The 19,653-nt window shown below is 63.1% G+C and carries 19 protein-coding genes; 7 read left to right on the top strand and 12 right to left on the bottom strand.

Features of this window, described 5'->3' with window-relative positions:
- The first annotated feature begins 22 nt into the window (after window positions 1–22).
- Window positions 23–802, top strand: a complete 780-nt coding sequence (locus BM154_RS03435) for a PhzF family phenazine biosynthesis protein (protein ID WP_074880985.1) — start codon at window positions 23–25, stop codon at window positions 800–802.
- On the opposite strand, the gene BM154_RS03430 is transcribed toward BM154_RS03435, so the two are convergent.
- Both BM154_RS03430 and argF read right to left on the bottom strand, forming a co-directional pair.
- The gene (locus BM154_RS03430) at window positions 799–1,884 is read right to left on the bottom strand and encodes an ABC transporter ATP-binding protein (protein ID WP_074880983.1); all 1,086 of its coding nucleotides are present in this window, start codon (window positions 1,882–1,884) and stop codon (window positions 799–801) included. The two genes, BM154_RS03435 and BM154_RS03430, sit on opposite strands and share 4 nt — an antisense overlap.
- Window positions 1,881–2,801 carry an ornithine carbamoyltransferase gene (gene argF, locus BM154_RS03425; RefSeq protein WP_074880982.1) on the bottom strand — a complete coding sequence of 307 codons (921 nt, stop codon included), beginning with the start codon at window positions 2,799–2,801 and terminating at the stop codon, window positions 1,881–1,883. The genes BM154_RS03430 and argF overlap by 4 nt, the downstream gene beginning before the upstream one ends.
- A gap of 287 nt (window positions 2,802–3,088) precedes the next feature.
- Between argF and BM154_RS03420 the strand changes: the two genes are divergently transcribed.
- Complete coding sequence (locus BM154_RS03420) at window positions 3,089–5,197, top strand: molybdopterin oxidoreductase family protein (RefSeq protein ID WP_074880980.1); 2,109 nt, start codon at window positions 3,089–3,091, stop codon at window positions 5,195–5,197.
- A 107-nt stretch (window positions 5,198–5,304) separates the two neighbouring features.
- Entirely contained in the window at window positions 5,305–5,631 is a 327-nt protein-coding gene (grxD, locus tag BM154_RS03415; RefSeq protein ID WP_070886621.1) for a Grx4 family monothiol glutaredoxin, read from the top strand.
- Window positions 5,632–5,884: 253 nt separating this feature from the next.
- On the opposite strand, the gene tsaA is transcribed toward grxD, so the two are convergent.
- From tsaA to BM154_RS03400, 3 genes are all read right to left on the bottom strand, one after another.
- A complete protein-coding gene (gene tsaA / locus BM154_RS03410; RefSeq protein ID WP_074880979.1) occupies window positions 5,885–6,577 on the bottom strand; it encodes a tRNA (N6-threonylcarbamoyladenosine(37)-N6)-methyltransferase TrmO in 693 nt (230 codons plus the stop codon).
- Window positions 6,578–6,584: 7 nt separating this feature from the next.
- Window positions 6,585–7,046 carry a YehS family protein gene (locus BM154_RS03405; RefSeq protein ID WP_074880977.1) on the bottom strand — a complete coding sequence of 154 codons (462 nt, stop codon included), beginning with the start codon at window positions 7,044–7,046 and terminating at the stop codon, window positions 6,585–6,587.
- An 87-nt stretch (window positions 7,047–7,133) separates the two neighbouring features.
- A complete protein-coding gene (locus BM154_RS03400) occupies window positions 7,134–7,844 on the bottom strand; it encodes an rRNA pseudouridine synthase (protein ID WP_074880975.1) in 711 nt (236 codons plus the stop codon).
- A 63-nt stretch (window positions 7,845–7,907) separates the two neighbouring features.
- On the opposite strand from BM154_RS03400, the gene BM154_RS24105 reads away from it, so the two are divergent.
- Complete coding sequence (locus BM154_RS24105) at window positions 7,908–8,123, top strand: hypothetical protein (RefSeq protein ID WP_167364646.1); 216 nt, start codon at window positions 7,908–7,910, stop codon at window positions 8,121–8,123.
- A 189-nt stretch (window positions 8,124–8,312) separates the two neighbouring features.
- Here the strand turns inward: BM154_RS24105 and BM154_RS03395 are convergent, their stop codons facing one another.
- The 5 genes from BM154_RS03395 to BM154_RS03375 all read right to left on the bottom strand — a co-directional run bounded on the left by BM154_RS03395 (window position 8,313) and on the right by BM154_RS03375 (window position 13,337).
- Window positions 8,313–9,014, bottom strand: a complete 702-nt coding sequence (locus tag BM154_RS03395; RefSeq protein ID WP_042556484.1) for an ABC transporter ATP-binding protein — start codon at window positions 9,012–9,014, stop codon at window positions 8,313–8,315.
- The gene (gene livG, locus BM154_RS03390; RefSeq protein WP_074880972.1) at window positions 9,014–9,781 is read right to left on the bottom strand and encodes a high-affinity branched-chain amino acid ABC transporter ATP-binding protein LivG; all 768 of its coding nucleotides are present in this window, start codon (window positions 9,779–9,781) and stop codon (window positions 9,014–9,016) included. Before livG ends, BM154_RS03395 begins: the two co-directional genes overlap by 1 nt.
- Window positions 9,778–11,037: a high-affinity branched-chain amino acid ABC transporter permease LivM gene (locus BM154_RS03385; RefSeq protein ID WP_074880971.1), complete on the bottom strand. Its 1,260-nt coding sequence runs from the start codon at window positions 11,035–11,037 to the stop codon at window positions 9,778–9,780. Before BM154_RS03385 ends, livG begins: the two co-directional genes overlap by 4 nt.
- On the bottom strand, window positions 11,034–11,957 hold the full coding sequence (gene livH / locus BM154_RS03380) for a high-affinity branched-chain amino acid ABC transporter permease LivH (protein ID WP_070886628.1): 924 nt from the start codon (window positions 11,955–11,957) through the stop codon (window positions 11,034–11,036). The genes BM154_RS03385 and livH overlap by 4 nt, the downstream gene beginning before the upstream one ends.
- Window positions 11,958–12,215: 258 nt before the next feature.
- The gene (locus BM154_RS03375; protein WP_074880969.1) at window positions 12,216–13,337 is read right to left on the bottom strand and encodes a branched-chain amino acid ABC transporter substrate-binding protein; all 1,122 of its coding nucleotides are present in this window, start codon (window positions 13,335–13,337) and stop codon (window positions 12,216–12,218) included.
- A gap of 290 nt (window positions 13,338–13,627) precedes the next feature.
- Between BM154_RS03375 and BM154_RS03370 the strand changes: the two genes are divergently transcribed.
- From BM154_RS03370 to BM154_RS03360, 3 genes are all read left to right on the top strand, one after another.
- Window positions 13,628–13,939, top strand: a complete 312-nt coding sequence (locus BM154_RS03370) for a DUF2288 domain-containing protein (protein ID WP_074880968.1) — start codon at window positions 13,628–13,630, stop codon at window positions 13,937–13,939.
- 199 nt (window positions 13,940–14,138) lie between these two features.
- Window positions 14,139–14,507: a DUF5064 family protein gene (locus tag BM154_RS03365; RefSeq protein ID WP_074880966.1), complete on the top strand. Its 369-nt coding sequence runs from the start codon at window positions 14,139–14,141 to the stop codon at window positions 14,505–14,507.
- A 185-nt stretch (window positions 14,508–14,692) separates the two neighbouring features.
- On the top strand, window positions 14,693–15,484 hold the full coding sequence (locus BM154_RS03360; protein WP_074880965.1) for a hydroxypyruvate isomerase family protein: 792 nt from the start codon (window positions 14,693–14,695) through the stop codon (window positions 15,482–15,484).
- Here BM154_RS03360 and mdoH read toward each other — a convergent pair.
- Together mdoH and BM154_RS03350 are read right to left on the bottom strand one after the other, a co-directional pair.
- Complete coding sequence (gene mdoH, locus BM154_RS03355; protein ID WP_074880963.1) at window positions 15,467–18,040, bottom strand: glucans biosynthesis glucosyltransferase MdoH; 2,574 nt, start codon at window positions 18,038–18,040, stop codon at window positions 15,467–15,469. The two genes, BM154_RS03360 and mdoH, sit on opposite strands and share 18 nt — an antisense overlap.
- Entirely contained in the window at window positions 18,037–19,581 is a 1,545-nt protein-coding gene (locus BM154_RS03350) for a glucan biosynthesis protein G (RefSeq protein WP_074882340.1), read from the bottom strand. The genes mdoH and BM154_RS03350 overlap by 4 nt, the downstream gene beginning before the upstream one ends.
- Between the last annotated feature and the right edge of the window lie 72 nt (window positions 19,582–19,653).

Genomic DNA, 19,653 nt, shown 5'->3' with positions numbered 1-19,653 from the left:
CACCCGCTACAGGAAACCGCCCATGCCCCTTGCATTCCATCAGGTCGATGCATTCAGCGACAAACCCTTTGCCGGCAACCCGGCGGCGGTATATCGCCTCGATCACTGGCTCGACGACGCCTTGCTGCAGCAGATCGCTGCCGAGCACAACCTCGCCGAGACCGCGTTCGTGGTCAGGGAGGGCGCCGCCTGGCGCATCCGCTGGTTCACCCCGGCCTGCGAGGTGCCGCTATGCGGGCATGCCACGCTGGCCAGCGCCCATGCCTTGTTCGAGTGCCATGGTGAGCCGGGTGAACGTATCGATTTCCTTTATCGGGACGGCAACCTGGCGGTCTGCCGTGACGGTGATCGGCTGGTGCTGGATTTCCCCTGCGTGCAACCGACACCGATTGCCATGCCTCAGGGTTTGGCAGAAATCCTCGGGCAGACACCGATGGCCGTGCTGGATGCCCCGCAACTGCTGGTGGTGCTCGAATCCCAGGCAGCGGTGCAGGCCTGTCGCCCCGATCTGCGAGCGCTGGCGCAGTTGCCCTGGACGGCAGTGATCGTCACGGCAAGAGGTGAGTCGGTCGATTTCGTGTCCCGCAACTTCGCGCCCGCATTGGGTATCGACGAAGACCCGGTCACCGGCTCGGCGCACTGCATCCTCACGCCTTACTGGGCGCAGCAACTGGGCAAGCCTGAACTGAGCGCCTACCAGGGTGGTAGGCGCGGCGGTTTTCTATGGTGTCGCCTGAAGGGGGAGCGGGTAGAGATCGCAGGTCATGCCCGAGTGGTCTGCCGCGGCGAACTCTTGCTCTAGTCGGCGCGCTCCAGCGTGGAGGGCGCTGCCACGCTTCCCGGGGCGGCGAAGGCCACCAGGTGGTCGGCAGCGATGCGGATGCCCACCTGTTCGCCGGGCTGGTGATCGGCGTGGCTGGGAAACAGTGCTTCCAGCTGGCTGCCGGTAGGCAGTTGCAGGCGATACAGGGTGGCAGCGCCGAGAAAGCTCTTGCCGACGATCTTGGCCTTTTGCGCACTTTGCGGGTCGTGGACGATATCGTCCGGGCGCAGCAGCACATCCACGGCGCTGCCGACCGGCCAGGCGTAGGCGCGGTTGCCGCGGATCACGCCCAGTTCGGTCTGTACCTCATCGGGGGCCAATAGCTGACCACGAATGAAGTAGCCCTGGCCGATGAAGCTGGCGACGAAAGGCGTCTGCGGCTCGTGGTAGAGATTGAAGGGCGTGTCCCACTGCTCCAGGTGGCCGGCCTTGAACACGCCGACCTGGTCGCTGACGGCAAAGGCTTCCTCCTGGTCATGGGTGACCAGGATCGCACTGGTGCCACGGGCCTTGAGAATGTCGCGCACTTCATGGCTGAGGCGCCGGCGCAATTCGCCATCGAGGTTGGAGAACGGCTCGTCGAGCAGCAGCAGCTGTGGGTTGGTGGCCAGGGCGCGGGCCAGGGCAACGCGCTGCTGCTGGCCGCCGGACAGTTCGTTCGGGTGGCGTTTGCTCAGGTGGTCGAGCTTGACCAGCTCCAGTAATTCGCGGGTCACCTGCTCGCAGTCGGCCTGCTTGCGAATGCCAAATGACACGTTCTGCGCCACGCTCAGGTGCGGGAACAGGGCATAGTCCTGAAAGACCATGCCGATGCGGCGCTTCTCCGGTGCCAGAGTGAAACCGGGCCGCGAGATCACCTCGCCGGCCAGGGCGATTTCCCCTTCCAGCACCGGCTCGAAGCCGGCAATGGCGCGCAGGGTGGTGGTCTTGCCGCAGCCGGAAGGGCCGAGCAGGCAACCGATTTCCCCCGCATTGAGGTGCAGGTTCAATTGCTGCACGATGCGCTGGTCACCGTAGCCGCAACCCAGGTTGCGCAGGCTCAACAGCATCGGCTGGCTCATGCGTGGTGATACGCCGGTTCGACCAGGAATTCGAGCAGCGCTTTCTGCGCATGCAGGCGGTTCTCCGCCTGGTCCCAGGCGGCCGAGCGTGGATCGTCGAGCAGGTCCATGCTGATTTCCTCGCCACGGTGGGCCGGCAGGCAATGCAGGAACAACACGTTTTCGTCGGCGGCGTCGAGCAGGACACGGTTCACCTGGTAGGGGGCAAACAGCATGTGACGCTCGGCGATTTCCTCTTCCTGGCCCATGGAGGCCCATACGTCGGTGGTCACCAGGTGGGCACCGGCTACCGCTTCGCGCGGATCACGGAAGATCTTCACCCGCTCGCCGGCTTCGGCCAGCAGGGCAGCGCTCGGCTCGTAACCTTCCGGGCAGGCGACATGCAATTTGAAATCGAACTGCATGGCCGCTTCTATATAGGAGTTGCACATGTTGTTGCCGTCACCGATCCAGGCGGCGGTCTTGCCGACGATGCTGCCACGGTGTTCGAGGTAGGTCTGCATGTCGGCCAGCAACTGGCAGGGGTGCAGGTCGTCCGACAGGCCGTTGATCACCGGCACCCGGGAGTTAGCGGCGAACTCGGTCAGGGTGCTGTGGGCGAAAGTGCGGATCATGATCGCATCGAGCATGCGCGACATGACGATGGCCGAGTCGGCGATCGGCTCGCCACGGCCCAGCTGGGTGTCGCGCGGCGACAGGAAGATGGCCTGGCCGCCGAGCTGGATCATGCCGGCTTCGAAGGACAGGCGCGTACGGGTCGAGGCCTTCTCGAAGATCATGCCCAGTACGCGATTGCGCAGGGGTTCGAACAGCACGCCGCTGTTGCGCAAGCCTTTCAGCTCCATGCCGCGTCGGATCAGGCCCACCAGTTCGTCCGGTGTGCAGTCCTTCAGCGAGAGAAAGTGTCTTGCGCTCATCGTTAACTACCTTTTGACATACAGGGCGCAGGTCCTTTTTTCGAGAAAAACGAGAGAACCTGCGGCTGGGGGCCGCACAGTGCGACGAAACGGGAAGCCGCCGATCTTATAAGTAAATGACGCCTAGGCGCAAATTTGCCCGGATTGCCAGATGTGACGGGCTTTTCCGGCCTGCGCACCGGCCGGATGCATGGCCCTGATGACCCGCGATTCACGGCGCTGAAGCCGCTGGTATGAAGCGCAGCAGGCGGCCATGATGGTGCTTCGACAATAAAGCGAGGCTGGCCATGACCACGACCCTCCACCACCGTGCCTGCCACCTGTGCGAAGCCATCTGCGGGTTGACCCTGGAAGTCGAGCAGGCTGCCGATGGGCAGCCGCAGGTGCGCTCCATCAAGGGCGATCGCGACGATCCGTTCAGCCGTGGCCATATCTGCCCCAAGGCGGTTGCCCTGCAGGACATCCAGAATGACCCGGATCGCCTGCGCCAGCCCATGCGCCGTACCGGCGACAACTGGGAAGCGGTCAGTTGGCAGGAGGCTTTCGAATTCGCGGCCAGTCGCCTGGCCACCGTGCAGGCGGACCACGGGCAGAATGCGGTGGCGGTCTATCAGGGTAATCCCAGCGTGCACAACTATGGGCTGATGACCCACAGCAACTACTTTCTCGGCCTGCTCAAAACCCGCAACCGCTACTCCGCGACCTCGGTCGATCAGTTGCCCCATCACCTGACGTGCCACCTGATGTACGACCACGGTTTTCTGATCCCGATCCCGGATGTCGATCACACCGACTTCATGCTGATCCTCGGTGGCAACCCGCTGGCCTCCAACGGCAGTCTGATGACCGTGCCGGACGTGGAAAAACGCCTCAAGGCCATTCAGGCCCGCGGCGGCAAGCTGGTGGTGATCGACCCGCGGCATACCGAAACCGCAGCCATCGCCGACCAGCACCTGTTCATTCGCCCAGGACAGGACGCCGCCCTGCTGCTGGGCATGCTCAACACGATATTCGAGGAGGGCCTGGGGCGCGAAAGCCATCTACCAATCTTCGGGCTGGATGACTTGCGCAATGCGGTTGCAGCGTTCAGCGCAGAGCGTATGGCCGCGCAGTGCGGCGTTGCGGCCGAAACGATCCGCCAATTGGCCCGCGATTTCGCCGCGGCCGAGCGCGCCGTCTGCTATGGCCGCATGGGCGTATCGACCCAGGTATTCGGCACCCTGTGCCAATGGCTGGTGCAGGTGATCAACCTGGTCACCGGCAATCTGGATCGCGAGGGCGGGGCTCTGTGCACCGAGCCTGCGGTCGATCTGGTCGGCGCCACCTCCGGGGGGCACTTCAACCGCTGGCAGAGCCGCGTGTCCGGCCTGCCGGAGTACGGTGGCGAGCTGCCGGTCAGCGCCCTGGCCGAGGAGATGCTCACCCCGGGCGACGGCCAGGTGCGGGCGCTGATCACCGTGGCTGGCAATCCCGTGCTGTCCACGCCCAATGGCCGTCAGCTGGAACGCGGGCTCGAGAACCTGGACTTCATGCTTAGCGTGGATCTGTACATCAACGAAAGCACCCGCCATGCCGATCTGATCCTGCCGTCCACTGCGCCGCTGGAGCATGACCACTACGACACCACCTTCAACCTGTTCGCAGTGCGCAATGTCACCCGCTTCAATCAGGCGGTGCTGCCCAAGCCCGCAGGCGCGCTGGACGACTGGGAGATTTTCGTCGGTCTGGCGCAGGCCTTTGCGGCGCACAGCGGCGCCACGCTGAAGCCGACCCAGCCGCCGGCGCAGATGATCGACATGGGGTTGCGGATGGGGCCCTATGGCGACCGTTCGCCGCTCAAACTGAGTTTGCAGACCTTGCAGGATCACCCCCACGGTCTGGATATCGGCCCGCTGAAGCCGAACCTGGCGGCGCGCCTGAAAACCGCGGATGGCCAGGTGCAGGCTGCGCCGGCCTTGTTGCTGGAGGACCTGCAGCGTTTCGCGGCGCAGCCTACGTTGCTCGAGGGCCAGCTGCTGCTGATCGGCCGCCGCCATGTGCGCAGCAACAATTCCTGGATGCACAACTATCACCGGCTGGTGAAGGGCAAGCCGCGCCATCAGTTGCTGATGCATCCGCTGGACCTGGCGCAGCGCGGGCTCAGCGATGGCCAGCGGGTCAGCGTGCGTTCGCGGGTGGGCGAGCTGGAGGTCGAAGTGCTCGGCAGTGCCGAGATGATGCCCGGGGTGGTCAGCCTGCCCCACGGCTGGGGTCATGGCCGGCCCGGTGTGCAGATGAGCATTGCCCGGGCGACACCCGGGGCGAGCGCCAACGACCTCACGGACGAACGGCTGCTCGACGCGCTGTCGGGCAACGCCGCGCTCAATGGTGTTCCCGTGGAGGTGGTCGCGGCCTGACGGCCGAGGTGCGCGTGCAGCATGGCTGAGCATTGCGCTCGGCTTTTGGTTACAATGCGCCCACCGTATCGACCCACGAGTCGGATAGTCCAGTTCTGAGGTGCCTAATGGATATCATCGAAACCATCAAAGAGCAGATCGCCAACAACACCGTTCTGCTGTACATGAAAGGCTCGCCGAATGCGCCGCAGTGCGGTTTCTCCGCCCGTGCTTCCCAGGCGCTGATGGGCTGCGGCGAGAAGTTCGCCTACGTCGACATCCTGCAGAACCCGGAAATTCGTGCCAACCTGCCCAAATACGCCAACTGGCCGACTTTCCCGCAGCTGTGGGTAGCCGGTGAGCTGGTTGGGGGCAGCGACATCCTGCTGGAAATGTACGAAAAGGGTGAGCTGCAGACCCTGATCAAGGATGCCGTGCAGAAAGCCGGCGCCTGATCCACTGAAGGTCTCGAATCCGCAGCCAGCGATGGCTGCGGATTTTTTTCGTCTGCAGGAAAGGGATGTGCTTGCATCGAGGCAGGAATGTGGCGGAAGCGGGCATCGCAGCTGCTGCTATTGTGGGAGGGGCTTTAGCCCCGATTGTGCCTGCCTAGGTATAAAGATCTCGAGGCTAAAGCCTCTCCCACGAATCATTGGATGTCTGCTCTGGCCTTGAACCGTCGGCCAAGCAGATGTCCCCTGCACGCCGTCAGGGCAGGGTGATATCCAGCACCTGGATGCAGCCAGGTTGCGGGTAGTGCCACTGCACATCCACATCCCACAGCCGCGCGCCGTAACGGCGCTCGGGCGTGGGCTGCTGATAGGCCGGGCGCGGATCCTGGGCCAGGCATTGCTCGATCAGCTCCACCAGTGGCTCGCCCAGGCGCAGGGCGTGGCGACGGGCGCTATCCAGTGCGCTTTCCTGCCAGAGCACATCGATTTGCGGCGGTGCATCGGCCGCGATGTGATTGAGAGCATCGGGCACGTTGTCGGCGTAGGGCACGTAGGGTTTGACGTCGAGCACCGGGGTGCCGTCTAGCAGATCGATGCCGGACAGCCACAGGCGATCCTTGTCGACCTTGTCCAGCTTGACTACCGATTGGCCTATGCCGTTGGGGCGATGGGTCGCCCGGGTGGCGAACACGCCGATGGCACGGTTGCCGCCTAACCGGGGTGGGCGCACCTTGAGGCGCGGCGTGTCTTCCAGCGCCTGGTGAAACAGAAACAGCAGCCATACATGGCTGACCTGCTCCAGGCCCTGCACCGCGTCGCCGTTGTCGAACGGCGCACAGAGCTCCAGCACGCCGCGCGCGGCGGGCGCCAGCTGCGGCTGGCGGGGGATGGCGAACTTCTCCTTGAAGCAGGAGCGCAGGTAACCGATGGGCGAAACCTGATGATTCATGGTGTATTCAGTCACGCAGGCGCTGGGTCAGGCCCTTGAGGAAATTGCGCAGGAACTGGTCGCCGCAGGCGCGATAGTTGCTGGTGCCAGCCTTGCGAAACAGCGCGCTCATTTCCGGCTTCGACACCACGAAATCGACACTGCGCATGATGGCGTGCACGTCGTCTTCCTTCAGCTCGAAGGCCACGCGCAGCTTCTTCAGTACCTGGTTGTTGCTGACCGGCAGCTCCAGCGCCGGAGCCGGGCGGCTTTCATCCTTGCCACGTTTGAAGTACACCAGCCCGTCGAGCGCATGGGCCAGCAGCTCGTCGCTGCACGGCTGGTAGCCGGGCTCGTCGTCCTTTTTCAGCACGGCGGCGATTTCCTGCTCGGTGACCGACTGACCGCCCAGCTGGACGATTTCGGCCAGCTGTTCGTCGCTGATGTCGAGCATGTAGCGCAGGCTGCGCAGCACATCGTTATTGATCATGGGAGTTCCTGACTGCAGGCCACGCCAGTGGGCGTGGTCGAAATGAAAAGAGGAGTGGGGCGTTCGAGCACGCCGGACGACAGCGTCCTAGAAGCGTTCCTTGGCCCCCAGGTAACGCCATTGGCCCGGCGGTACCTTGCCCATGGGCACGCCGCCGATGCGGATACGCTTGAGGCCGAGCACCTTGAGGCCGACGCTGTTGCACATGAAAACCAGCTGGCCGGGCAACGGGTTCTTGAGGGCGAAGCGCAGGCGAGTCTCGTTCTGCCAACTCACCTTGCAGGGCGCCAGCGCAGTACCGTTGAACACCAGGCCATGGTTGAGGCGCTTGAGGTCGCGCTCGGACAGCTCGCCGCTCACCTCCACCACATATTCCTGTTCGAGCTTGGCCAGGTCTTCGCGCAGCTTGCGCTCGGTACGCCAGTCCTGGGTCAGTACGTGCAGGCCATCGGCGCCTGCCTGCAGGGGCGCGCAGGACGTCAGACGAGCAAAGTGGCCCTTCAGGGTTCGCTGCTCGGCGCGGTCGTCCGCCCAGCGGCTATGCGGGCCGATCTCTTCGGCGGCGCGTTCGGGAAAGCGCCCGCTGGGGATGTGCAGCAGCAGGGTAACCGGCAGCAGCGGCTCGGCAACGGCATCCGGAAGCAGGGCGACGGTTTCGTCGGTGACCTTGCGCTGCGCCTCGTCCACCACCTCGCCATTGACCGTCACCCAGCCGCCTTCGATATACAGCTCGGCCTCGCGGCGTGAGCAGCCGGTCAGTTCGATCAGGCGTTTGGAGAGGCGCAGGGGTTCGGTCATGGCAGGGCGTCTTCAGCGAAGTGATGCCCATTGTAACGCCGTGAGCCCGGTGATGCGCGCCGCATGAAAAAAGCCGGACTGGACGTCCGGCTTGCGGGTGAGGGTGATCAGAAGATCAGCGAGAAGATACCGATCACGACCAGCAGGCCGATCAGGAAGATGATGCCGATGGTACTGCCGAGAAACTTCAGCATGGTGCGACTCCTGTATTTGTCCGTTCAGTATTGGGACTGGAGCGCGGCGGGCATCGTTCAGGGTAAATCCGACCTGTTGCCGTAGCGGTACGAAAACCCCGGGCGAGTCAGCCGGCGCAACACCGATGGTGGGCCGGCAGAAGCAGGCTAAAAAACCGAGTGTACGAGCCGTACATGGGCATTCTTAGCCTGCTTGCAAGGTTGCGATGGCCACGCGCGACTGCATGGATGCAGAAGATGGGACGACGCATGGAGCCAAACCCGCGGTGGTTTTCTAACCGCCCAGGTAGGCGTCGCGCACCTTCGGATCATTGAGCAGATCATGGCCGCTACCCTGCATGACGATCCGCCCGTTCTCCAGCACATAACCGCGGTCGGCCAGCTTGAGCGCCTGGTTGGCGTTCTGCTCGACCAGGAACACGGTCACCCCGTCCTTGCGCAGCTGTTCGATGATGTCGAAGATCTGCTGGATGATGATCGGTGCCAGGCCCAGCGACGGCTCGTCGAGCAGTAGCAGCTTGGGCTTGCTCATCAGCGCACGGCCGATGGCGAGCATCTGCTGTTCGCCACCGGACATGGTGCCGGCACGCTGCACCAGGCGTTCCTTCAGGCGCGGGAACAGGTGCAGCACCTTGTCCAGTTGCTCCTGATTATCGGCCTTGCTGCCGAAGAAGCCGCCCATGGCGAGGTTCTCCTCGACGGTCAGGCGGGCGAACACACGGCGGCCTTCCGGTACCACGGCGATGCTCTTGCGCATGATCAGCGGGGTTTCCATGCCGACCAGCTCTTCACCCTGATAACGGATGCTGCCGCTGGTGGCCTGGGGCGTACCGCAGAGGGTCATCAGCAGGGTGGATTTGCCGGCGCCGTTGGCACCGATCAGGGTGACGATCTCGCCCTGACGCACTTCCACACTGACGCCGTGCAGCGCCTGGATCTTGCCGTAGAAGGTGGAAACGTTGTCGAAATACAGCATTACGCTTCCCCCAGGTAGGCTTTGATCACGTCCGGATTGTCGCGGATCTGCTCCGGTGTGCCGTCGGCCAGGGGCGTGCCCTGGTTGATCACGAAGATATGGTCGGAAATGCTCATCACCAGCTTCATGTCGTGCTCGATCAGCAACACGGTCACGCTGTGCTCGTCACGCAGCACGCCGATCAGCGCTTTCAGGTCGTCGGTTTCCCGCGGGTTGAGGCCGGCGGCCGGCTCGTCGAGCATCAGGATGCTCGGCCGGGTCATCATGCAGCGGGCGATTTCCAGGCGGCGCTGCTGACCATAAGCCAGGGTGCCGGCCGGGCGGTTGGCGAATTCGGTCAGGTTGACCTGCTCCAGCCAATGGGCCGCGTAATCCATCGCTTCGCGTTCGCTGCGGCGAAACGCCGGGGTCTTGAACAGCCCGGAGAGGAAGTTGGTGTTGATGTGGCGGTGCTGGGCGACCAGCAGGTTTTCCACCGCGGTCATTTCCTTGAACAGGCGAACGTTCTGGAAGGTACGCACCACACCCTTGCGGGCGATCTTGTGGCCCGGCAGGCCTTCGATCTGCTCACCGTTGAGGCGGATGCTGCCCGAGGTCGGCTTGTAGAAGCCGGTCAGGCAGTTGAATACGGTGGTCTTGCCGGCGCCGTTCGGGCCGATCATCGACACCACCTGTTTTTCATTGACCGAGAGGCTGACCCCGTTGACGGCCAGCAGGCCGCCAAAACGCATGGACAGGCCGCTCACTTCTAGAATCGGGCGGCTCATCGTTGTTTCAACTCCAGGTGGGGGCGCTGCATGGGCATCAGGCCCTGCGGACGCCAGATCATCATCACGATCATGGTCAGGCCGAATATCAGCATGCGGTACTCGTTGAAGTCGCGCATCTCCTGCAGCAGGGTCATCACGATGGCGGCGAAGATGATGCCCAGCTGCGAGCCCATGCCGCCGAGCACGACGATGGCGAGGATCATCGCCGACTCGATGAAAGTGAACGACTCCGGTGTCACCAGACCCTGGCGGGCCGCGAAGAAGCTACCGGCGAAACCGGCGAAGCTGGCGCCGATGGTGAAGGCCGAAAGCTTGACCGTGGTCGGGTTCAGACCCAGGGCGCGGCAGGCGATTTCGTCCTCGCGCAACGCTTCCCAGGCGCGGCCGATCGGCATGCGCATCAGGCGGTTGATCACGAAGATGGCCAGCAGCACCAGGAGCAGGGCGATCAGATAGAGGAAGATCACCTTGTAGGTGGAGTTGTAGGCGATGCCGAGGAAATCATGCAGGGTCTGGCCGCCATCCGGCGCACGACGGTCCAGCGACAGGCCGAACAGCTCCGGCTTGGGAATCGAGCTGATGCCGTTCGGGCCACCGGTGATATCGGTGAGGTTGCGCAGCATGATGCGGATGATTTCGCCGAAGCCCAGGGTCACGATGGCCAGGTAGTCGCCGCGTAGCCTGAGCACCGGGAAGCCCAGCAAGCAGCCGAAGGTGGCGGCCATCAGCCCGGCGATCGGCAGCGCTGTCCAGAAGCCGAAACCGGCGTACTCGGCGAGCAGCGCGTAGGTGTAGGCACCCACGGCGTAGAAGCCGACGTAACCCAGGTCGAGCAGACCGGCGAGGCCGACCACGATGTTCAGGCCGATGCCCAGCATCACGTAGATGAGGATCAACGTGGCGATGTCCACCGCCGCGCGGGAGCCGAAGAACGGCCAGGCCAGGGCGACCACGAACAGCGCCAGCATGATCCAGCGCTGCACGCTGGGCAGGGTCAGGGTGTCCTTGAGGTTCGCCGGAATGCTCGGCAGCGCGCCCTTGAGCTTGTCCCCGCCGAGCAGGCGATCACGCAGCACCAGGTGCCAGACGAACAGCAGCGCAGCGGCGATGCCAATGGTCCACAGGGTTTGCGCGCTGGCGCCCTGTACCTGCAGGCTGATGCCGACGACGCTGAGCTTGAGGCCGAGAATCGGGTAGGAGATCAGCAGCAGGAGAATGCTGCTGAACAGGGCGGTCTTGAGGTTCTTGCTCATACCTTTTCAACCTCCGGACGGCCGAGAATACCGGTCGGGCGGAACAGCAGCACCAGTACCAGCAGGCTGAAGGCCACGACGTCCTTGTACTGGTCACCGAAGATGTCGGCGCCGAAGGCTTCGGCCACGCCGAGTACCAGGCCGCCAAGCACGGCGCCCGGAATGCTGCCGATGCCACCGAGTACCGCCGCGGTGAACGCCTTGATACCGGCCAGAAAGCCCAGGTGCGGGTTGATCACGCCGTATTGCATGCCCAGCAGCACGGCCGCCACGGCCGCCAGGGCGGCGCCGATGACGAAAGTCAGGGCGATGATGTTGTTGGTGTTGATGCCCAGCAGGTTGGCCATCTTCAGGTCTTCGGCGCAGGCGCGGCAGGCGCGGCCCAGGCGAGAGCGAGAGATGAACAGGGTCAGGCCGATCATGGTCAGGAAGGTGACCACGAAGATCAGCACCTGCATGTAGGAGATCACCACGCCGTTCATGGCGCTTTCCCCGAACACGAAGTTGCCGGGCAGCGGGTTGCTGATGGCCTTGTCCTTGGAATCCTGGGAAAGCATTACGGCGTTCTGCAGGAAGATCGACATGCCGATCGCCGAAATCAGCGGGATCAGCCGGTTGCCGCCGCGTAGCGGCCGGTAGGCGACCCGTTCGATGCTGTAACCGAAAGCACTGGTGACAATGATGCTCGCCGCGAAGGCGCAGATCATGATCAACGGCAGGCTGTCGAGGCCCATCATCGCCAGTAGGGTGATGGCGATGAACGCGACGTAGGAACCGATCATGTACACCTCGCCGTGGGCGAAGTTGATCATGCCGATGATGCCGTAAACCATGGTGTAGCCAATGGCGATTAGGGCATAGGTACTGCCCACGGTCAGGCCGTTGAGCAGCTGTTGCAGGTAGTGATAAAGATCAGGCATTGCCTAACTCCTGGGTTTGCGCGCACGACAGCGCTTGTGGCGCAGCACGAAACCGGGATTCTTGCTAATAAACAAAGCCCACCGCAGCAGTGGGCTCTTGGTTCAGAACCTGTTCATGATCTGCTGCGCGTCAGCCCTGCCGCGTTGAGAACAGGGTCGGAATGCTCATGTACAAAAGTACACTGCGCTTCCTCGCCTGTTCTCGCCTTGCAGGGCGCTAGCTCGCTAGCTCATGAATCAGCTTCTTCGGCGGGGGACTTACTTGGCTTCGGACTTGGTGCCGTCCTGGTGCCATTCGTAGACCACGAAGTTGAAGTTCTTCAGGTCGCCTTTCTCGTCGAAACCGAGGGTGCCGGTCGGGGTTTCGAAAGTGTTGGCGCGCAGGGCTGCGGCTACCTCGGCGGTATCGGTGCTGCCGGCTTTTTCGATGCCACCAGCGATGACCTGCACGGCGGCGTAGGCCGGGAACACGAATGGACCGCTCGGGTCTTCGTTCTTGGCCTTGAAGGCCTCCACCAGCGCCTTGTTCTTCGGATCTTGGTCGAAGGATTGCGGCAGGGTCACCAGCAGGCCTTCGGAAGCCGGGCCGGCGATGGCCGAGATTTCCTTGTTGCCTACGCCCTCAGGGCCCATGAAGCGAACGTCCAGGCCTTTTTCCTTGGACTGGCGCAGCAGCAGACCCAGTTCCGGGTGGTAGCCACCGTAGTAGACGAAGTCGATGCCCTGCTGCTTGAGCTTGGCGATCAGCGAGGAGAAGTCCTTGTCGCCGGCGTTGATACCTTCGAACACGCCGACTTTCACGCCCTTGGATTCCAGGGTTTGCTTGACGGCGCTGGCGATGCCCTCACCGTACTGCTGCTTGTCGTGGATGACGGCGACGTTCTTCGGATTGATGTGGTCGGCGATGAAGTTGCCGGCGGTCGGGCCCTGCAGGCTGTCCAGACCGATGGTGCGGAAGATCAGCTCGTAGCCGCGAGCGGTGATTTCCGGGCTGGTGGCAGCCGGGGTGATCATCAGGATGCCTTCGTCTTCGTAGATGTCCGAAGCCGGCTGGGTGGAGCTGGAGCACAGGTGACCAACAACGAACTTGGCGCCATCGTTGACGATCTTGTTGGCTACGGCCACGGCCTGCTTGGGATCGCACGCGTCGTCGTAGACCACGCCTTCGAGCTGAGCACCGTTCACACCACCGGCCTTGTTGATCTGCTCGATGGCCATCTTGGCACCGACGAACTGCATTTCACCGTACTGCGCGACGGCACCGGTCACCGGGCCGGCCATGGCGATCTTGATGGTGTCGGCGGCGACCGAGTAGCTGGCACAACCAGCCAGGGCCATAGCGGCGAACAGCTTGGAAATCTGCTTAGTAGCGTTGTTCATAGTGCTCCACTCGTTGCGTTTTGTTGTAGTTCTGGTAGCCAAAGCAGCAGAACCGGAGTCGACTTCCGGCCATATCCCCGGCAACTGTACCGATACAGTGTAGAGCGCAGATTTGCGCCTTGGAAAGTCGGCAGTCGAAAGAGATCGGTAAGAATGTCGCGTAATTGCAAGAAATGTATAGAAAAACGGCTAGTTCCTGACCGCCGGGCGGTTGACAGTCCCTTGCCTGTCAGCCATCCGTCGTTATCATGGCCGCCGTCAAAAAACGGCCATTGCCATATGGAACTGCCATGAACAGAGAACCAAGCACCCTCTATGCCAAATTGCTCGGCGAAACCGCACCCATCACCTGGCAGGAGCTGCAGCCGTTCTTCGCCCGCGGCTCTTTACTATGGGTCGAAAGTGATCAGGACCTGATCGAGGTAGCCGAAGCGGTCGCTGAAAACCGTCAGGAGGTAGTTGCCGCCTGGCTGGAAGCGGGGCGTATCGCCGTGTTGAACGATTCCCGTGCCGAGGATCTGCTCCACCGTGATCCCGCGTTATGGGCGGTGGTCGTTGCGCCTTGGGTGCTGGTGCAGGAGCGCGCCGAAAAGAAGCACTGACTTCAAACGATCGTATCAAGCCCTCTGCGTTGGGTATTTGCAGCAGCCGGCGTGTTTCGAAAATGCTCACTATTGGTGCTTTCAGTGCTCTTTTGTGGTGCGGCGGTGTTTTCGCATCATCCTTTACCGCAACTGTCTATGGTGGTGAGTCCATAGTCGACTGACACTTGGGTCGACTCTTCAGCACAGGAGGCAACATATGTTCGAGCCCGGCCATTTCCATCGCAGCAACAGCGTGGCAGCCCCTTGCATCCCCAGCTACGCCATCGACCTGCATTACGATATTCGCCAGGATGCGGCCGAGGGACCGATGCTGCACATGAACTTGAAGGGCGTGGTCGACGGTGAGGCCTTCGAAGAGTCCTTCGAGCTGCACCGCGACACCGCCTTCAACTTCGCCAGTGTGGTCAGCCGCCTGGCACACAAGCATGGCCTGCCGACGAAGGTGGTGCTGATCAGCCACGAGCATGAGGAATTCGACCAGATGTTCGAGGACATTCGTCACCGCCTCGATGCCCATAGTGGCGACCCGGTCGACCTCGATCATCTGCAAAAGGATGGTCTGTAAGAAGCTGTTCACGTTCCTTATGCGCATAAAGCGGCAATTACAAGGCAGAAGCGGTCGCCCGGCGATTGCTTGGGAGCGGCTTTAGCCGCGAGCCCTTTACGCTTAGCTAGCTAGGCAAAATCGAGGCGAAAGCCTCTCTTATCACCCGTGCCGAGCTATCGAGCGGGCAGCCCAGGGAGTCGTACATGAAGCTATCCGCCAACCTGACCATGCTGTTTACCGAGCGGCCTTTGCTCGAACGCATCGTCGCTGCAGCGGCAGCGGATTTCGACGGTGTGGAAATCCAGTTCCCCTATGAAGTGCCGGCGTTGCGCCTGAAGGACGAGCTGGAGCGGGCAGGGCTGCCGCTGGCGCTGATGAATTTTCCGGGCGGCGATTTTCTCGAGGGCGGCCCGGGCCTGGCCGCGGTGCCGCAGCGTCAGGATGCATTCGATAAGGCGCTGCAGGAAGCGCTGACCTACGCGGCCATGGTAAGGCCGAGCGTGATCAATGTGCTGCCCGGGCGGCTGGCCGAAGGCCTTGCGCGCGAGCAGGCACTGGACACCTTGGCCGGCAATATCCGTAAGGCGGCCGAGGCGTTCGGACTACTCGGCATTGGCGTGGTCAGCGAGGCGATCAATCCCCTCGACATGCCGGGCTTTCTGGTCAACACGCCGCAGCACCTGCAGTCGCTGCTGGCTGCCGTTGACCACGGCAATTTCCAGGCGCAGCTGGATATCTACCATATGGCCCGGCAGGGCATCGACCCGGTGGCTGCTATCGACATGCTGGCCGGGCGAATCGGCCATGTGCAGTTCGCCGATTGTCCGGGGCGTGGTGCGCCTGGCAGTGGCGGTATCGATTTTGGTTCAGTGCGTGAGGCGCTGGAGAAGGCCGCTTACCGCGGCTGGCTGGGCGCCGAGTACCGCCCTGGAGAGGGCGATACCCGTGCCAGCCTGGATTGGATGACCGTGTGGCGGTCAGTTGACCAGGGGTGAGGGGGTGCCGGTCGGTGCCAGCTTGAGCGCCTGGTTGTCATGTTTTGGCTGGGCCGGCGCGCTCTGCTGGTAAGCATGGCGCCACAGCGGGTGCTGCTCGGCCTGCTGCCATAGCTGCGCATGCAGGCGTGCCAGTAGAACCGGGTCGCTGAGTAGCGCCAGCTTGCGCTTGCCATCGAGCTTCTTGGGGCCCAGCTCCAACGCTTCGCCCAGGGCGCGTTGGCGAGCTTTTTCAAGCAAGGGCGCCTGACCGTGACGTGCCGTTGCCATGGCGCAGGCCAGGGCATTGGGGAAGGGCCGCAGCACCGCCTCGATAAAGCCGTTTTCCATGGCGTGCTCACGGTTGTGCCGCGTGTAGGCGTAGGTAGACAGTAGCTCCTGGGGCGGGTCGGACTCCTCGGGAATCAGGAACAGCTTGGCCTTCTTGCTGGCCAGCCCCAGGCTCAGGCGGCTGGAGAACACCGACACCGGGATCGACAGCATCAGCGACACCACGATCGGCGACAGCCACCACAGGAAGTTCGGATCCAGCCAGGCCACGCCTGCCGTCCAGACGATGCCCAGCAGCGCCTGCCAGCCGTGGCGGCGCGTGGCGTCGCCCCAGGTGGTGATGCCGTTGTCGCGCTGCGGCGAGTTCCAGGTGGCGGACCAACCGAGGAACGCAGCGGTGACGAACATGGTGTGGAACAGCATGCGCACCGGTGCCAGCAGCACCGAGAAGAGCATTTCCAGCAGCATGCTCAGCGTGGCCTTGAAGGCCCCGCCGTAGGCTTTGGCGCCTTTGATCCAGATCAGGATCACGGCGAGCAGCTTGGGCAGGAACAGCAGCGTCAGGGTGGTGGAGAACAGCGCGATGGCTTTTTCCGGGTTCCAGCGTGGCCATACCGGGAACAGTTGGCCGGGCACCAGGAAGTACTGCGGCTCCATCAACGTGTGAATCGCCAGCAGGGCAGTGGAGAGCAGCAGGAACATGAACCACAGCGGCGCCGACAGGTAGGACATCACGCCGGTCAGGAACACCGCGCGGTGCACCGGGTGCATGCCCTTGACCAGAAACAGGCGAAAGTTCATCAGGTTGCCGTGGCACCAGCGACGGTCACGCTGCAGCTCGTCGATCAGGTTGGGCGGCAATTCCTCGTAGCTGCCCGGCAGGTCGTAGGCGATCCATACGCCCCAGCCGGCGCGGCGCATCAGCGAGGCCTCGACGAAATCGTGGGACATGATCGCGCCAGCGAACGAGCCTTTGCCCGGCAATGGCGCCAGGGCACAGTGCTCGATGAACGGCTGCATGCGGATGATCGCGTTGTGGCCCCAGTAATGGGACTCGCCGAGCTGCCAGTAATGCAGGCCGGCGGTGAACAGCGGGCCGTAGGCGCGGGTGGCGAACTGCTGCAGGCGTGCGTACAGGGTGTTCATGCCCGCAGCTTTCGGCGAGGTCTGGATGATGCCGGCCTGGGGGTTGGCTTCCATCAGCCGTACCAGCTTGGTCAGGCATTCGCCGCTCATCACGCTGTCGGCGTCGAGTACCACCATGTAGCGGTAGTCGCCGCCCCAGCGACGGCAGAAGTCGTCGATGTTGCCGCTCTTGCGCTTCACGCGGCGACGGCGGCGGCGGTAGAAGATGTTGCCGAAGCCCTTGGTCTCCTGGCACAGCTCCAGCCAGGCGCGCTGCTCGGCGACGGCGATGTCGGCGTCGCCGGTATCGCTGAGGATGAAGAAGTCGAACCGATCGAGCTCGCCAGACGCTTTGACGGACTCATAGGTGGCACGCAGGCCGGCGATAACCCGCGGTACGTCCTCGTTGCAGATCGGCATGATGATCGCGGTACGGGCCTGCGGATCGATCGGCTCGTCGCCGGCGCTGCTGCCGGAGATACCGTAGCGGTCGTAGCCGCGCATCAGCTCCCAGAAGCCCATCAAGGCTGTCCAGAAACCGGCCGATACCCAACAGAACAACAGGGAAAACAGTGCCAGGATGCTGCCTTGCACGACATAGGGCAGAACCTGGAAGAAGCTGTCCTGCCAGTCCTGCTCCATCACTTCCTGCAGGTTGATCAGCCCCCAGCCCTGATAGGGCAGGATGCTGTTCATGTACCAGGTGGCGACCGCGGTCTGGCCGAGCATCAGCAACAGCAACACGTGCCGGCGCAGCGAGCCGACCCGGCGCCAGCGCGCTGGCTCCAGTTCGCGCTTGGGCGGGCGTGGCGGGTTGCGCTTGCCGAACAGCGAGCGCAGGCCACGGCTCAGCAGGTTGGTGTGCCAGGGCTCGGGGGTCATCTTGGTGCGGTTGAGCGGCGGCGCGGCGCGCAGCACCGGCCGGCCGGCCGAGTCCAGCGACAGCAGGCCGGTGTCTTGCAGCGATTCACCTGCACCCAGCTCGATACGTCGGGCGGCGGATTTGTGCACGGCCTCTTCGGCCTCTGCCGTCTGCACGCCGCCAAGGCGGCTGTGCAGTTCGCCGAAGTCGCGGCAATCGGCCAGCGCCTCACGCTCGGTGGCACTCAGCGGCAGGCTGTCCAGGTACTCGTCCAGGGCGGACTGCTCGGAGGTTTTCATTGGGGGGCGACCGTGTTGGGCGGGAGTTGATAGCTCCAGGTCTCGCTGAGGGTCTTGTCACCCTCGACCAGAGCCGCGCGCATTTCCACCGCTTGCTTGGGATCCTTGACCTTGAAACGCACCGTCATGCGCCAGCCTTTGGTGGCCTTGTTGTACTGCAGGTGGTTGTCCAGCACCTCGGCGTTGTCGTTGATGCTGAAGTTGCTGGCTACCGCGGCATCGGGCTTGAGCGCCTCGAGGCTCGGGCCTTCGAAGTCCACCAGCAGGGCGATGCTGCCATCGAGCTTGCGGGTCAGGTTGGGCTGCTTGACCTCACCGGCGCTGCGCATGGTCTGCTTGACCCAGGCGATGTCCTGGCCCAGCTGGGCACGCTCGTCCTTGGTCCAGTGCATGCGGTAGTCGAACTGCATCGGCTCGCCAGGCTTGGGCTGCTCGTCTGGCGTCCAGAAGGCGACGATGTTGTCGTTGGTCTCGTCCGGGGTGGGAATCTCCACCAGCTCGACCTTGCCCTTGCCCCATTCGCCCTTGGGCTCGATCCACACGCTGGGGCGTTCTTCATAGTGATCGTCAAGGTCTTGGTACTGGGCGAAGTCGCGGCCACGCTGCAGCAGGCCGAAACCTTTCGGGTTCTCGACCTGGAAGGTGCTCACCGCCAGGTTCTGTGGGTTGTTCAACGGGCGCCAGATATGCTCGTCGCTACCGGTGTGGATCGCCAGGCCGTTGGCGTCATGCAGGGCCGGACGGTAGTTGGCCTTGGCCGAGCGCTGGTTGCTGCCGTACAGGAACATGCTGGTCAGCGGGGCGATACCCAGCTTGTTGACGTTGTCGCGCAGGAATACCCGCGATTGCACATCGACCACTGCGTCCTTGCCTGGGCGCAGGATGAAGCGATAAGCGCCGGTGGCGCGGGGCGAATCGAGCAGGGCGAAGATCACCAGGTGCTTGTCGCCAGCTTTCGGGCGCTCGATCCAGAACTCGCGGAAATAGGGGAATTCCTCACCGCTGGGCAGTGCGGTGTCGATGGCCAGGCCACGGGCCGAAGTGCCGTACACCTGATCCTTGCCGACCACCCGGAAGTAGCTGGCGCCAAGCAGGCTCATGATCTCGTCGAGCTTGCCCTTCTCGTTGATCGGGTACATGACGCGGAAACCGGCATAGCCCAGATCCTTGGTGGCTTCCTTGTCGACCTTCACGTCGCCGAAGTCGAAGCGCTCGGGGTCGTACTTGATTTCCTTGACACTGGTGGCGGTCACTTCGTTGATCTTCACCGGGGTCTCGAAGTGCATGCCCTGGTGGTAGAAGCTCAACTTGAAGGGCGTCTTGCCGTCGGCCCATTCGTACTTGTCTTCACGTGCCTTGATCTGCTGGTAATCCTTGAACGACAGGGTGCGCAGTTCGTTGGGCAGGTTGCTGGCGGGGGCGGCGTAAGGTTTGTCCAGCAAACCCTCGGCCTGCGAAGCCACGTCGTCGAGCGAAAAGGCCAGCGCATGAGCGCTGAACAGCGAGGTGGTACAGGCCAGGCACAGCGCAGCTGGCAGCATGCTGTGGCGGACAGATGCCTTGACGGTTTTGAGGATCACGGATCCCTCCAGAAAACAGTAAGAAACAGCGGC

The organism is Phytopseudomonas argentinensis, assembly GCF_900113905.1.
GTDB classification, from domain to species: Bacteria; Pseudomonadota; Gammaproteobacteria; order Pseudomonadales; family Pseudomonadaceae; genus Aquipseudomonas; species Aquipseudomonas argentinensis.
Note: the sequence above shows the minus strand (reverse complement) of the source record. Positions and strands in the feature narration are given on the sequence as shown.

What these genes read in the sequence shown, in the direction of transcription:
- livG (WP_074880972.1), bottom strand. Translation starts at nt 9,781, where the DNA reads ATGAGCCGCCCGATTCTAGAAGTGAGCGGCCTGTCCATGCGTTTTGGC.
- BM154_RS03385 (WP_074880971.1), bottom strand. Translation starts at nt 11,037, where the DNA reads ATGAGCAAGAACCTCAAGACCGCCCTGTTCAGCAGCATTCTCCTGCTG.
- BM154_RS03375 (WP_074880969.1), bottom strand. Translation starts at nt 13,337, where the DNA reads ATGAACAACGCTACTAAGCAGATTTCCAAGCTGTTCGCCGCTATGGCC.
- argF (WP_074880982.1), bottom strand. Translation starts at nt 2,801, where the DNA reads ATGAGCGCAAGACACTTTCTCTCGCTGAAGGACTGCACACCGGACGAA.
- BM154_RS03395 (WP_042556484.1), bottom strand. Translation starts at nt 9,014, where the DNA reads ATGCTGTATTTCGACAACGTTTCCACCTTCTACGGCAAGATCCAGGCG.
- BM154_RS03420 (WP_074880980.1), top strand. Translation starts at nt 3,089, where the DNA reads ATGACCACGACCCTCCACCACCGTGCCTGCCACCTGTGCGAAGCCATC.
- BM154_RS03370 (WP_074880968.1), top strand. Translation starts at nt 13,628, where the DNA reads ATGAACAGAGAACCAAGCACCCTCTATGCCAAATTGCTCGGCGAAACC.
- BM154_RS03365 (WP_074880966.1), top strand. Translation starts at nt 14,139, where the DNA reads ATGTTCGAGCCCGGCCATTTCCATCGCAGCAACAGCGTGGCAGCCCCT.
- grxD (WP_070886621.1), top strand. Translation starts at nt 5,305, where the DNA reads ATGGATATCATCGAAACCATCAAAGAGCAGATCGCCAACAACACCGTT.
- mdoH (WP_074880963.1), bottom strand. Translation starts at nt 18,040, where the DNA reads ATGAAAACCTCCGAGCAGTCCGCCCTGGACGAGTACCTGGACAGCCTG.
- BM154_RS03360 (WP_074880965.1), top strand. Translation starts at nt 14,693, where the DNA reads ATGAAGCTATCCGCCAACCTGACCATGCTGTTTACCGAGCGGCCTTTG.
- BM154_RS03405 (WP_074880977.1), bottom strand. Translation starts at nt 7,046, where the DNA reads ATGATCAATAACGATGTGCTGCGCAGCCTGCGCTACATGCTCGACATC.
- livH (WP_070886628.1), bottom strand. Translation starts at nt 11,957, where the DNA reads ATGCCTGATCTTTATCACTACCTGCAACAGCTGCTCAACGGCCTGACC.
- BM154_RS03400 (WP_074880975.1), bottom strand. Translation starts at nt 7,844, where the DNA reads ATGACCGAACCCCTGCGCCTCTCCAAACGCCTGATCGAACTGACCGGC.
- BM154_RS03350 (WP_074882340.1), bottom strand. Translation starts at nt 19,581, where the DNA reads ATGCTGCCAGCTGCGCTGTGCCTGGCCTGTACCACCTCGCTGTTCAGC.
- tsaA (WP_074880979.1), bottom strand. Translation starts at nt 6,577, where the DNA reads ATGAATCATCAGGTTTCGCCCATCGGTTACCTGCGCTCCTGCTTCAAG.
- BM154_RS03430 (WP_074880983.1), bottom strand. Translation starts at nt 1,884, where the DNA reads ATGAGCCAGCCGATGCTGTTGAGCCTGCGCAACCTGGGTTGCGGCTAC.
- BM154_RS24105 (WP_167364646.1), top strand. Translation starts at nt 7,908, where the DNA reads ATGAAAAAAGCCGGACTGGACGTCCGGCTTGCGGGTGAGGGTGATCAG.
- BM154_RS03435 (WP_074880985.1), top strand. Translation starts at nt 23, where the DNA reads ATGCCCCTTGCATTCCATCAGGTCGATGCATTCAGCGACAAACCCTTT.